General features: G+C 34.7%; 15 protein-coding genes. 2 read left to right on the top strand and 13 right to left on the bottom strand.

Going from position 1 to position 13373, the window contains the following annotated elements; genetic code table 11:
- Window positions 1-101: 101 nt before the first annotated feature.
- Window positions 102-881 carry an APH(3')-VI family aminoglycoside O-phosphotransferase gene (locus C9E88_RS16295; protein WP_014386410.1) on the bottom strand — a complete coding sequence of 260 codons (780 nt, stop codon included), beginning with the start codon at window positions 879-881 and terminating at the stop codon, window positions 102-104.
- 106 nt (window positions 882-987) lie between these two features.
- Window positions 988-2120, bottom strand: a protein-coding gene (locus tag C9E88_RS16290) for an IS3-like element ISAba14 family transposase (protein ID WP_223155595.1) whose coding sequence is annotated in 2 segments (ribosomal slippage) — window positions 988-1868 and window positions 1868-2120 — 1134 coding nt in all. Because the reading frame shifts where the segments join, the coding sequence is not laid out codon by codon here.
- Between the two features lie 107 nt (window positions 2121-2227).
- Between C9E88_RS16290 and C9E88_RS16285 the strand changes: the two genes are divergently transcribed.
- Window positions 2228-2665, top strand: coding sequence for a hypothetical protein (locus C9E88_RS16285; RefSeq protein ID WP_017480454.1), 438 nt, complete (start codon window positions 2228-2230; stop codon window positions 2663-2665).
- Between the two features lie 61 nt (window positions 2666-2726).
- On the opposite strand, the gene C9E88_RS16280 is transcribed toward C9E88_RS16285, so the two are convergent.
- Genes C9E88_RS16280 through C9E88_RS16270 form a run of 3 tightly spaced genes read right to left on the bottom strand, consistent with a single transcriptional unit; the run spans window position 2727 to window position 7361 of the window.
- Complete coding sequence (locus C9E88_RS16280) at window positions 2727-3179, bottom strand: hypothetical protein (RefSeq protein ID WP_004993232.1); 453 nt, start codon at window positions 3177-3179, stop codon at window positions 2727-2729.
- A 10-nt stretch (window positions 3180-3189) separates the two neighbouring features.
- Entirely contained in the window at window positions 3190-4434 is a 1245-nt protein-coding gene (locus C9E88_RS16275) for a DUF1173 family protein (protein WP_015060702.1), read from the bottom strand.
- Window positions 4435-4448: 14 nt separating this feature from the next.
- Window positions 4449-7361: an AAA family ATPase gene (locus C9E88_RS16270; RefSeq protein ID WP_017480453.1), complete on the bottom strand. Its 2913-nt coding sequence runs from the start codon at window positions 7359-7361 to the stop codon at window positions 4449-4451.
- A 531-nt stretch (window positions 7362-7892) separates the two neighbouring features.
- On the opposite strand from C9E88_RS16270, the gene C9E88_RS16265 reads away from it, so the two are divergent.
- Window positions 7893-8429, top strand: coding sequence for a conjugal transfer protein TraD (locus C9E88_RS16265; protein WP_015060720.1), 537 nt, complete (start codon window positions 7893-7895; stop codon window positions 8427-8429).
- Between the two features lie 223 nt (window positions 8430-8652).
- Here C9E88_RS16265 and C9E88_RS16260 read toward each other — a convergent pair whose 3' ends face one another.
- From C9E88_RS16260 to C9E88_RS16225, 8 genes are all read right to left on the bottom strand, one after another.
- Window positions 8653-8883 carry a hypothetical protein gene (locus C9E88_RS16260; RefSeq protein ID WP_017480467.1) on the bottom strand — a complete coding sequence of 77 codons (231 nt, stop codon included), beginning with the start codon at window positions 8881-8883 and terminating at the stop codon, window positions 8653-8655.
- Window positions 8870-9292, bottom strand: a complete 423-nt coding sequence (locus C9E88_RS16255) for a hypothetical protein (protein WP_015060719.1) — start codon at window positions 9290-9292, stop codon at window positions 8870-8872. Before C9E88_RS16255 ends, C9E88_RS16260 begins: the two co-directional genes overlap by 14 nt.
- Before the next feature lie 160 nt (window positions 9293-9452).
- Window positions 9453-9689 (bottom strand): hypothetical protein, encoded by a 237-nt coding sequence (locus tag C9E88_RS16250; RefSeq protein WP_015060718.1) that lies wholly within the window; start codon window positions 9687-9689, stop codon window positions 9453-9455.
- 61 nt (window positions 9690-9750) lie between these two features.
- Window positions 9751-10578, bottom strand: a complete 828-nt coding sequence (locus C9E88_RS16245; RefSeq protein WP_015060717.1) for a DUF3560 domain-containing protein — start codon at window positions 10576-10578, stop codon at window positions 9751-9753.
- Between the two features lie 233 nt (window positions 10579-10811).
- Window positions 10812-11285, bottom strand: a complete 474-nt coding sequence (locus C9E88_RS16240; RefSeq protein WP_015060716.1) for a hypothetical protein — start codon at window positions 11283-11285, stop codon at window positions 10812-10814.
- A 230-nt stretch (window positions 11286-11515) separates the two neighbouring features.
- Window positions 11516-12109: a hypothetical protein gene (locus C9E88_RS16235; RefSeq protein WP_017480466.1), complete on the bottom strand. Its 594-nt coding sequence runs from the start codon at window positions 12107-12109 to the stop codon at window positions 11516-11518.
- 310 nt (window positions 12110-12419) lie between these two features.
- Window positions 12420-12815 (bottom strand): hypothetical protein, encoded by a 396-nt coding sequence (locus tag C9E88_RS16230; protein ID WP_005000189.1) that lies wholly within the window; start codon window positions 12813-12815, stop codon window positions 12420-12422.
- A gap of 225 nt (window positions 12816-13040) precedes the next feature.
- On the bottom strand, window positions 13041-13346 hold the full coding sequence (locus C9E88_RS16225; RefSeq protein ID WP_005000193.1) for a hypothetical protein: 306 nt from the start codon (window positions 13344-13346) through the stop codon (window positions 13041-13043).
- Between the last annotated feature and the right edge of the window lie 27 nt (window positions 13347-13373).

The raw sequence follows: 13373 nt of genomic DNA, 5'->3' as shown, positions 1-13373 counted from the left end.
TGCCAACTTTAAATCAGTGGCTCCACTAACACTCTTCACTTATTTATTTAAAATTTAGCGACGTTAAAAGACAATTAAGTATTTTTAGATAATGCTTAGAATCAATTCAATTCATCAAGTTTTAAAAAATAATTCCTTTTGTCAGGTCTATCATTTTTTAAATGCTTTAAAAATATTTTAGCAGTTTCCTCCGAGGCATCCTCTCTTAGGCAACGTTCAACAAAGGATATATCTACAAATTCATCAGCTAACCCAGCACGGCCAAGATCTAAAAAGTAAATTTCATTGAATTTATCTATAAAAATATTACTATCCGTGATATCGCCATGAGAAAAAACCAATCTTTCTTCAACACGAGTCTCAGTTAACTCATTCCATAGACTTAGGTAAGTTCTATGGTCTCCCCATAATTCAGCGTCAAAATCATCTTGATCTATATCGTCAAGGAGTTGGTTATCAATAAAAAATTTTGACTCTTTTAACCGATGATCAATGTTTGAAATAAATGGACAATCAATAATAGCAACTGAATTTAACAGATTGAGTGCCTCCTTATAGATAGCAAGCAATTCTTGGTCTGTTAAAAAAAGCGCTGAAATTGGTTTTGCATTGATCGCTTTAGTGATCATTAATTCAAACTGCTCATCCTGAAAAGTCATGATGAGTTCAGGCACCTTTAATTTCTCAGAGAGCCAACTCAACATTTTCGCTTCGCGAGAGACACTGTATGTGGTCTCTGTATATAAAGTGCTAGATCGCTTAAGAAAAAAAGTTTCATTATTTCGATTAAAAGAATAAACATCCGATGGCGACTGACCAATTTTATTTGGCTCTAAAACGCTGTTTCCAATAAATTGTTGAATAATATTGGGCAATTCCATCAAGTTTTCCTTTTATTCAGCATTAAAAACCCCGCAAATGCGGAGAGAGGTGGTCCCACTTGTTTGAACAACTAAAAGCGTATTTATAAGTGATATTCCGCTCTAGTTAAGCCACCTTGTTTTGTTGGGGTAGCTGATCATAGTAAAACTCATTTGGTGTCATTTTGTCTAGACTCGAATGAGGTCGTTTCAAATTATAAAACTCAAAATATGCACTTAATTGCTTTTTCGCATCTGTGACACTGCTATAAGCTTTGAGATACACCTCTTCATATTTAACGCTCCGCCATAATCGTTCAACCATCACATTATCTACCCATCGACCTTTACCATCCATACTGATTTGAATGCCATTTGATTTCAATACATCAATAAATGCATCACTGGTAAACTGGCTGCCTTGGTCTGTATTAAATATTTCAGGTCGACCATATTTTTCAATCGCTTCATTTAAAGCCGAAATACAAAAATCCACCTCCATACTAATCGATACTCTATGCGCAAGTACCTTGCGGCTATGCCAATCAATCACAGCACATAAATAAACAAAGCCTTTTGCCATAGGGATATACGTTATATCCGTAGACCACACTTGATTACTGCGCTGAATAGCCAATCCTTTGAGCAGATATGGATATTTACGGTGAGCTTGATTAGCCTGGCTTAAATTTGGTTTGCAATATAACGCCTGAATACCCATTTTCTTCATTAAAGTACGTGTATGACGTCGTCCTATATGATGTCCTTGACGATTCAACAAATCACGCATCATACGACTGCCTGCAAAAGGATATTGCATATGTAATTCATCAATACATCGCATCAGCTTCAGATCTGATGCACTCACAGGTTTTGGGCGATAGTAATAACAACCACGGGAGACTTTCAGCAGCTTAGCTTGCTTAGATACTGAAATCTGAAGTGAGTCGTCGATTAACTTTTGTGGTTGAAGCGGCCCAGTTTCTTCAACACACCTTCTAAAAAATCAATTTCTAATGCCTGCTCACCGATTTTTGCATGTAGTTTTTTTAGATCGATGGGTGGTTCTGTTGGAGCTTTTGATTGATCGAAAGCTTGCGAGGAAGCTGAGATCAATTGATTTTTCCAGTCAATAATTTGGTTTTGATGAACATCAAACTCAGCACTCAATTCAGCAAGTGTTTTTTCTGCTTTAATCGCAGCAAGTGCTACCTTAGCTTTAAAATCATTTGAATGATTTCTTCTTGGTCTACGTGCCATAAAATACTCCATATATTGATGTTTATAACATCATTTGAGGAGCAGAATATCACTTATAGGAGTTGTTCAAATTTACGGATCCATCTCTTCTAAACATACTGAAAATTTTGATTTTCGTTGTAGCTTTAGTTATTTTTATTAAATTCATTATAAGTGAATACTTAGGTGTAATTTTTAGCAAAGAAATTACAGTTTTTGCGGGGATGTTTTTAGCACTCGCAATTCTTGTTTATGAAATTATTTCAATTTGTATATCTAGACTAATTAATAAAATTCACTATGACGCAGATCAACGTGAAGCTATTGAAACATTTGAAAAGCATCAACTTAATGTTGGCTTTATCGTAGCTGACTTGCCAAAAGATCAAAAAAACAATGAGTTAAAAGATTGTGTTGAAGCTTATATCACTCTAGCGAAACAAAATTTACCATTTGTTTTGATTAATTCAGACAATGTATCTACTTCAGGAATATATTTTTCAGGGCAACGTGGAAAGCGTGACCATAATAAATACAAAATCATCATTAAAAGAAACTTAGACTAAAAACAACCTTTTAGAAAAATAAAAAAGCCAGTATAGAACTGGCTTTTTTTGCTTAGTACGCTTAAAAATAATTTTCTTCAGGATACCTAATTCTTTGTAGAACAACTCCAATTAAGCCCGCTACAAGCATGTAAACCGCTTTCATATACCACATGCCCCACATAACGGTAATTGTGGTCGCTGAAAATTCTTGTACTGGCTGACCAAGAAAATTAGTTGTTTGATTAAATGATTTTTCTGAAGCTTCAAGCGCATAATAATTTAATGCAGGGAATAAGCAGACAACCAATAAAACAGCTACCGTAGGGTAAAGCATAGCTTTAGGTATATCCCATTTGATAGCAAAGTACAGCGCCACTACCAAAGCAATTAAGCCAACACTAGACTTCATTCCAGTGGCAAAATCTAAACCTACGGCACTTGAGCCTTTCCATACTAGAAAGCAAAAAACAGCTATCAGAAAAGCGACAAAGCCCGCAAAAATTTTAAATTGTTCCTGTTCTTGGTAATCCATATATGAATCCTTAACTATTAACTGCGGTGTCAGTATGATTGTTATAGCCTAACAACGGTTTATTTTCAGGTGGTGGAATGTCTACAACGTCCCGATCGACATTGACCAGAATTGATGTGAACTCACTTGAAGCAATCAATTCCTTTGCTTCAGTAATATAAGAATCTTCAGTCTGATCATTGATTAAGTAAAATGCCGTTGGTGGGTTGGTGTCTGTAAGCAATACGTTTGCAATTGGACTTTTAGGGCTTAGATTATATCGCAAGCACTTAATGAATGACCTATTCTGCATTGTAAGCGTGTCTAAGAGTTCTTTTTCACCCAAGCTCTCAAATGGTAGCCAAGTTTGATTTAAAGGCACTAGAGCAATTTCTTCAATCTTTGCGATACCACTATCCGCAAATCCAAAAGTCCCAATTGCTAATAGGTTTACATCGTCTTGATAATGCGCCTGCTCAAGCTCGGCTTCAAAGCGTTTATTAACTCGGCTATACATTTTTGCATCCATAAATAAATGCAAGGTTGGGGCATGTTTTAGAATGATTCTGCCCCCATCAAAACGTGCATCTTCAATAGACTTAATCACACCAATAAATATTTTTAATGGGCGTTTATTGCCTTTAACTTTCAGGTCTGCCAACTCTGCTTTTCTTCGGGCTTCAATCTCATTGTGTTTGGTTTGGTCGTAATATTCAGGGATATAAACCAATCCACTTAAATCATCTTTTTTATTCTTTTTATCATTCAAAGCTACTTTTAATGCCTTGCGAAATTGAAACCAATTATGCTTCATGTTCGGTTGGTGGCGGTTTAACAAAGCTTCTTCAAGCAAGTAATCTAACGTCCCTTTTAAGGTCAATTTTGTTGTTTCAGCTTTTACAGTATCTTTAGGTGTATCACTTGGCGTAGGCGCTTGTTTGGATACATTGCTTTTTGACAAACTGAACTCAAACTTTAAAACACTTGCCCCTGTTTCATCTGTCTTGATAGCTTCCCCAATAACCTCGCCTAGTCCTGAAATTTCAGTAGGTGGCTCATAGCTTAGGCAACTAAAGTCGTGCTGATCTGCGCTGTTAGGCATACGCTTTAAAACAAAGTTTTCGCCAATTTTAGCGATATACATTTCAATGTTTTTTTGTGGCAGACAAGCGCAAATAGGTCTAATCCCTTTTTGATAACACTCTTGCAAAATTGCCTGTGTTAATACTTCATCATCAGGACTAACAATTTTTCCATTATGTATAAAATTATTCATAAAACCGCCCTCATTTAATATTTAGGTGTGTTTCGATTAGGCGTATTTGGGTTTTTAATACGCTGATTAGGTGCATTCAAATTGTCTTTTGGTGCATTCGCTTTTTGCTTTAAAAGCTGTTCTCTAAACTCTGTATAGACTTCAGTTTTATGCCGTGAATCGAATCTAGCTTTTGACTGGTCTTTAAACTCATTAAAGTATTTATCTGAATATTCAAGATTCAATTTATTGAAAGGAATCTCGTATTCTTCATTTTTAATTCGTGCTTTCATTACTGGCTTATCTTTAACTTTATAAGCATCAATAACTTTTAATTCAGTACCTTTTTCAAAAGTTACCTTTTTAAATAGTCCTGTTTTAATCTCAAGATCATTAGTAAGTTTTACAAGCTCACCTTTTGCTATATTCATATTGCCGTTAAACTTAACGATCTCGTCACCAAGTAAGGCTTTAGATTTCAAACTTGCTCTAACTTCAGAAACGATTTCTTCTTTAGTGAATGTTTTATTTTCACTGGTCAATGAATACAGCTTGCTATTTATTCCAAACAATTCACGCTTATTCTCTAAATGCAATCTATGATCATTTAAATAAGACTTCATTAAATTATCTTTAGATTCTACAAGTGTGAAGTCTGTAGAGAACTCTTTAGTTTCTGAACGTCCAAGTACCTTTTTGAAGTTTTCAAAAGCCGTTACTTCTCTTTCTACTGGTTTGTAATTATGGTCATAAGAAACTTTACCGTCAGGGGTCTTAACAGTTTCTTTTTCATTAGTTGCAAAAGTTAAAGCACTATAATTGATTTGAATATTTTGCTTATGTCGAGTTAAAGCAACATAAGTTAAATTAGCATTCATATTTTCACTAGCTACAATATAAGCACTATCTACAGTCATACCTTGTGATGAGTGAATAGTATTTGCATAGCCATGTTTGAACTGGTCATATTCCTTTAAATCAACTCTAACAATTCTGCTATCACTTTCCATTTGAACCATCATAGCTTTAGGATTATTGAATTTATCCTTTTCAAAACCTATTACTTTAGCCAGTTCACCATTACTAACTTTCATCTGTGAATTATTTTGTTTGAATACAATTTTCTCACCGATGGAAATATCTAAATCACCTTGATAGTTTTTCACAGAAACACTTTCAGGATTAAGCTTACCTTGTTTGATAAGCAATGCTCTAGCCATTCGATTTAGTTCATTCACATCACTATTTGAATGAGCAAGCATTAATTTACTTTCGCTAGAATCTTCACTCCATGACTTAACAGTTTTAGCTAAAGCTAGATCATGAGATTCGTATTCATTAACCATATTAATAGATTTATAAATATCTATTGCTTTACCTACTTCATGCTTAGAAAGATATTTAGATGCTTGAATCATCTTGTCAGATTCTTTGGCATGTTTCTGACGTTGAATATCCTCTAGTGAAGCAATATTTTTCTTATCTAAGTTTTCTTGAATATTTGCAAATACATGACCCGCACTTACTGCACTTAACTGGTAACTATCACCAACTAATTTTATTTGTGCATCGTGTTTTTCTACAAGCATAAGCAAGCGTTGCATATCTCTTGAACCGACCATGCCTGCTTCATCCAAGATCAATACAGTTTTATTATTTATTTCTAAATTACCGCTATCATACTTAGACAAGAAAGAAGCAATTGTACTACTTGGAATATCACAATCATTCGCTATAGCCTTAGCTGTAATTGCCTGTAATGCGATTCCATATACTTGATAATCAGATTCTTTATAGGCTTCAGAAACGGCACTTAGAACGTATGATTTACCTGTGCCCGCAGAACCATTCAACAATGTAATCCGATCGGTAGAAGTTAAGGTATAGAATGCTTTTTCTTGCTCACTATTAAATGTTCTTGTTTCAGCAACACGTACCGCATTTAAAGGTAATTTCTCAACTAGATTAAATGGTTTTTGAATACGGCTTTCCTCATTAGCATTATAGATAAATGTTGAGATTGATTCCTCAATACCTACAAGCTCTTTAGAAGAAAATACGACTTTATCTTTACCATATAAAGTAGCCATATCAGGGCAAGTTATTACCGATTCATAAGCTTTTAAATATTGTTCTTCACCATCTGTATGAGCCATTAAAAAACGCTCTAGCTCACGCACTGAAAAAACAGATTGATTAGAAGTTAATGCTTTAATTGCTTCGCTTGGGCGCTCAATTATTATTTCACCATTTTGATGACGTACTTGCTTAATATTTTCATTGATATGGTATTTGTGACTGCTAACGTAATCAGCTCTAAAGTTTTGGCTAGACAATTCAATACCTTGCTCTTTAAAACTTCTATGATCAATACGTGCATCAATACCTAAGTTTTCACAAAAATCATTTACATGGTTAGCCCATTCTAGGCGGGTATCAACCACAAACATTTTAGAAGAAAAATAACGATCTTTACCCGCACCGCCCTTTTCAGGGTTTACTGGATTATAACGCTTAAAATGCTTTACTTCGTCACGCTCTATACCGTCTAATTTTCTTTCAGAAAACATAAGGTGAACATGCGGGTTTTGCTGACCATCACTAGCTAGAGGACTATGAATTGCATAAGAATAAGTGAAGTTTTCACCTAAAGTTTTTTCAACAAATTTCTCTACTAATTCTTCTCTTTGTTCTTTATTAAGTTCTCTAGGTAATGAAATTTCTAATTCAGTATAAACACGCCCATTAATACGCTCATTCTTATCTGCTGACTTCCAAAAGTGTTTTGCATCAGTAGCCCATGACGGTAAATTTCCAGATTTAATATTTTCTAAATCATCTCTTTTATACTTTCCATCACGGTTAATGTAGGCGTAATGATTTGCGCCACGAGTTCCTGTAGAACCGTATTGCCTGCCTGTCTTAACTGATAAGTGATAGATCGCCATTTTATGCCTTTTTTGCTTTTGCTTTTTCTGTTTCTCGGAGAGAAACGCGGAAGCGTGCATTCCTACTGCTATAGTCATGATAACCTCTCTATATATTCGCTACAAGTGACAAAACAAATGCTTGCATTTGTCCGATTTTGAAGCAATGCAAGGCATTGATTTTAAAAGCGGTTTTTGGGGCTGATTTTTGGCTTTTTTTGTAATTTATTTTTATATAGATATGGGGTTTCACCCCAAGCCCCACATAAGGGAATAATTCCCTTATGAATCCCTACACTTCGCCAGTGGGTCATCGGGGGTAGACACTTCGTTTACACCCCCTTTAGGATTAGTGTGTTTTTTTGATTTTTGCTGATCAATATGTTTTCAGATGAGCCGTGAGCCTATGGCTTCCGTTCAGTCTGAAAAATATTGACAGTGCTATTGCCTTTGCGAACTCTTATAGTTTTTTGTTGCTTTGTATTTTTTTGGGATTTTTTAATTTTTCATTGTGATATTATTTGATCACCTTATAACTTTTGGATTAAGAAAATGAATATTGAGGATTTTAAATTTACTGAAGATCAAAAAAAATTCGTCACTGAAGAAATTGATCGTTTAAAAAAACTTGAGAACAAAAGTCAAACTGAAGAAATTATCTTAACTTTAGTTTCTAACATTGAATCAGGTACGCCAACGAAACAGCAAATTAGTTCTTTTGAACGGATTATGAAAAATGAGTTTAAAAAATATAAAGCTCGTTTAGAACTGGAAAAAATCAAGGAGGATGAAAAAAAACTTCTTGCAGGTTTAAAAAAAGAAGTCCAAGTTGCACAAGCTAAAGATCGAAAAAAACGTGAACACAAGCTTATTACAATTGGCGCTCTTTTTGAAATGGTAGACTTCCCATCTGAAGATAAAGGCATTATCACTGGGATGCTTTTAAGTGCTATTGAAAATGCAAAAAATAACCCAAGTTATTTTGATAGTTTGAAAGCTTCAGGTGACAAATTTATTAATGATCGTGAACAAGCAAAAAAATCAAAAAGCACTTTAGTTGATAATTCAGGAAGTGTTACTGCTGAATGACTAAAATTGAAATATCTTATATTTTGTCGCAACCCTGCGGGATTGCTTTGTAAGTCCCGCTTAGGGGCAAAGGGGAGTAGTTGCGGTTCTGCGGTCAGCTCGACAAAATCACAGATTTTGTCGGCTTCGCTTGAACCTTGCAACGGTAATCAGGGAGGGAAGAATTTTTATATTTCTTCAGTTCGCAAAGTAGACACTTTGCTCTATTGATACCGCCTAGAGTTTAGTTTTTAATATCATCTTTAAAAATATATAAGCAGGCAGTACCAAATAGCAAAGTTGTAGCTAGATTAAAAAATATTTTAATCATTTCGTAAAAATCTTGATTTGGTTGTCCAAGATCATTGTACCAGTGGCTACTTATAAAATTCCCAATGTTATACCCTGCCAACATTCCTACAAGTGTATAAATAATTATCATCAGAATTTTAGATTTATACTTAGTGTTTTTCATTAAAATTTTCCATTTGCTCTATGTTCTCATAGTAATCTAATTCAGTTACTTTCAACTCTAACAATATTGAGTGATAAAAGTTTAATGGTAGATTCAAAAGTTCATTGTGTACCGCCCATAAATCAACTTCAGATTTAAAAAGCTTAGTGTATCTTGGTTTGCCTTTTTGGATTCTTTCGCTTTCTTCTGCAATTAGTTCGGCTCTAATTTTATTTAACATATTGATCATATCTATAGCTGTTTGATCTATTGTATAGATATATGAAGTTTTGCCATTCATCCATAATTGAGCATCACGCTTATTGAACTTTGTATTTTCTTCATAGACTACATTATAAAAATCTATAACCTGTTCCCGACTGTATAAGCCATTCTTAAAGCATTCTATTTTGAACTGTGCATTATTCATATTAGTGACCTCAATAACTTTATGTTAGCTCTTACCTGTTAAGACTATGCTTTTTTGCATATCCATAAATTTGATTCGCAATGAACCGCAATTTTTTTGCTTCATTGGAATATCACCCGCAAAAAAATTGCGGGCGACTTTATCACCACTTTTTTGGTTTCTATATTTGATTTAAAACCAGTAATGTTGATTCTAAATCTTCAATATGTACACCTAGTTTTTGGGCTAGTCTGTGCATGTTTTTATCATCAAGTATTCTTAGCGCTTTGTGTAATGATGCATAATTATTTAATGTAGAAAACTCCTCTATTTTATCATCAATGTAAACTTGATCTAACCCAGCATCTTTAAAACACTCGATCACCTTTAGCCCAACAAAAGATAATTTTTCAATCATTTTAACCTTTCCTTAAATTGCTTCATTGATTAGTAAAGAAAGCCCCGCAGGGCTTACTTTATTATATTTGATCTATAAGGCTTATTACTCGTTTAGATGCGTATATCCCATTTGCATTTAACTGGCGTACCCAAGCGCCCCGACTTGGCGACCATTTAAAACCATTACTTTTTAAAATTTGGCGTATTTCTTCCGTAGGTTTACCATCAAATATAAACATGCAACGGTTTTCTATTTTGCATTCTGTATATTTATAAAGATCGTTCTCAACTTCATTTGAAGTTCTATTTTCAAGTGTTTGCAATTCTGCAATACGCTTTTTCAAGCGGTTAATTTCAGCATTATTATTCTGAAGTGAATAGCTTGCAAAACCAATTGAGCCATATTTAGGATTTAATACGTCTATAGCTTTTTCTTCAGAGAATCCAAGTTCAATTAATCCCTCTAAACGTGCATTGTGTTCGGGAAATTTTTTAATTAACTTGTTAGCCTTTTTCATTAACTCTTGCGCCTGCTGTAACTTCTCAAGCTTGCTTTTAAGTTTTTCTATTGCATTAGGGTCGTCACTTGAAATACCGCCCTTGCCTACGCTATCAGCTTTATTTTGATAGTATTCGGCTTTCTTCATTTCCTGAACTGATTTACCCATAATAGAGTGAATTTTAGAACGAAAGTTTCTATCTCGTTTTTCACTATGATGACCAACTAAAACTGGCTGTCCAAACGGTATACATTCAACCATTTGATTTGAACGTGTCGCCAATACTGTGCTTTTTACTGTTGCTTTATCAGCTAAAGCTTCATAACGATCTAAGCGGTTTTGTTGGCGTTCTTCATAACGGTTTAAGCGTTCTGCTTTGATTGCATCATTGTTATTTTGGTCGTTCATAATTCAATACCTTTTTAATTTAAGTCGCCAATCGACTTAATAAAAACATTATACCTAAATTGATTTGTTAGTACAAAACAATATATGTAAACAAGTGTAATTTTTATTGTGTGTCTTGAATGCTTCAGATTTGCGCTGTAGCGGGTTGTTTCTCTTTCCTGTGGTTTTGGTCACTCCCGATCTGAACCAAGCCCGCAGGCATTAAAAAAGCCCCTTGCGGGGCTTCTTTTCTTTTAATAAATCAATTTATAAATTGCTGTAGTATCTAAAACATTCCTATTTTTATGTATAACGTCTTTTATGTAATCACTAAAAAAAACGGCTCTGCGATTGATTGCAGGTTTTGAGCTGTATGTCATCATTGCAATTTTAGACAATGCAAATAAATTTACCACAATTGAAAATTCTAGGGCATTCAGGTTAAACGCTTCGTCCCATCCATTTTCCATATAAAAAATTGAATCAGATTGCAAAGTCCAAAAGCCGTTTTTAGTTTCCCATACTCCCCCGTCATAGCTTTCACATAATCGGCTTGCTTCTTGATATAAGATATTTTCCCATACATAAATTGTATGAGCCATTGCAACTGTATAGCGTGGAAATTCGCTTTCTTGCATTGACTGCATAGCAACTAGGTCGGTTTTATTAAAGCTGTCATAGCTCATGTCTGCGATTTCTTCATCAGTCAACAAAACTAAATCAGTCATTTTTTAATTCCTTTGTATGAGGTCGCCAATCGACCTGATAAATACATTATACCTAAATTGATTTGTGAGTACAAAACAATATATGTAAACAAGTGTAATTATTATTGTGTGTCTTGAATGCTTCAGATTTGCGCTGTAGCGGGTTGTTTCTCTTTCCTGTGGTTTTGGTCACTCCCGATCTGAACCAAGCCCGCAGGCATTAAAAAAGCCCCTTGCGGGGCTTCTTTTAATTATGCGTATGATGAAACATAACTGCGCTTATAAACCTTTGTGCCTGTTGCTAGTGTTTCGTATTCGTGCGGTGTCGCTCTGATATAGCTTGTGATCATGATATAGCCGTCTAAAATTTTCTTTTTAATTGGTTCTCCAATAAATTCGTTTTGCTTTGGTGATACTTCACTTTGCATAAAAGCCGTATCATGTGAGCGTTTAGCAATTTCCCGAACTTCACAAAATGCGCCTTTCTTAGATACCACTTGATAAAATTCTACGTTGGTTTGTTCATAGCCCCAGCATGTAGATAAAATATCGCCTACCTGTAGTTCTTCACGGAATTTTTTTAAACGCTCTGCGGTTTTTTCTTTGTTCTGTAATTTTTGCTCATATCTTGCATTACATGATTGGATACTTTCCCCAACGGCTTGTTTTAAACGCTCAATTGTTCTGTAGTGAGTATTGATAAATGGTTTTTTTGCTTTTGCTCGATACGCCTTACATACAAGCATTTCAGTTGATACAAAAAAAACCGAACCGTCTTTAGCAGTTAAAACCAAACTGCCCTCATAGAACATTTGACCTTTTTCATTTTGAGTAAAATTTTTCATTTTCGAGTACCTTTTGTATGAGGTCGCCAATCGACCTGATAAATACATTATACCTAAATTGATTTGTGAGTACAAAACAATATATGTAAACAAGTGTAAAACTCTAGGCGGTATCAATAGAGCAAAGTGTCTACTTTGCGAACTGAAGAAATATAAAAATTCTTCCCTCCCTGATTACCGTTGCAAGGTTCAAGCGAAGCCGACAAAATCTGTGATTTTGTCGAGCTGACCGCAGAACCGCAACTACTCCCCTTTGCCCCTAAGCGGGACTTACAAAGCAATCCCGCAGGGTTGCGACTAGGGCAGGGGGTTAATAATCCCAACGGCTTGCAACTGATCTAAAGTAAATTGATTTTTCATAGCCTAGTTTTCTTTCTACTGAAAACTTCCAACGGTTTACCGATGGCTTATCTATTCCTGAAAAATAAATAGGGTTAAAATTTGGTACTCGATAAACCTTTCTTTTTTTACAGCTCGGAATGCAATTTAAAATTTCATCTGCAATCATTTCATTATCACATTCAAAAATTGCATCACTGCCCGCTTTAATCACTTTGCTTTTTTCTAGTACCCCATACCAATTAAGGAGAATATAAAAGCGGTATATATGGGAAATATCAACGCTATATAGCCCTTTCATATCTTTGTATGATTGAGCTGTTTCAACTATAGGCAACTCTAACGAAAGTTGTTCTTTACTGGTCATAACTCAAAGCCTTTTTTATTAGATCGCCAATCGACCTGACAAATATATTATACCTATATTGATTTGTGAGTACAAAACAATATAGGTAAATTAATGTAATAGCGTTATGCGCCCTGATTGCTCTTATTTTTCGCTGTAGTGGGTTGTTTCCCTTTCCTGTGGTTTTGGTCACTCCCGATCTGAACCAAGCCCGCAGGCATTAAAAAAGCCCCTTGCGGGGCTTACTTATGTTTGCTTTAGATAGGTAAAGTAAAAGTCTAAAATTTGTTTAAATAGATTAATTGCTTCGTGATGTGCTTCAGCAATATTGGAATGTTCATGGGTGAAATAAAACTCATGTGGTGCTTTATCTATGTAGATAGTAATAATGTTTGCATCTTGCATTTGACAGTTTCCAAAGGACACGCAAAATGTACCTTTTGGACTTTCAAGATAGGCTCTTGAGTAGTAATCGAAGTTTGCTTTTTCAAAAGCATTTAGTAGTTCAATAACTATTTTTTTAGTATCCAACTTTGTGAAAATATTGTTCATAATTAATCACCTATTATTTAAGTCGCC

It is taken from the genome of Acinetobacter cumulans (genome assembly GCF_003024525.3).
Taxonomy (GTDB): Bacteria; Pseudomonadota; Gammaproteobacteria; order Pseudomonadales; family Moraxellaceae; genus Acinetobacter; species Acinetobacter cumulans.
The sequence above is the reverse complement of the archived record's forward strand: the minus strand, read 5'-3'. Positions and strand labels throughout refer to the sequence as shown.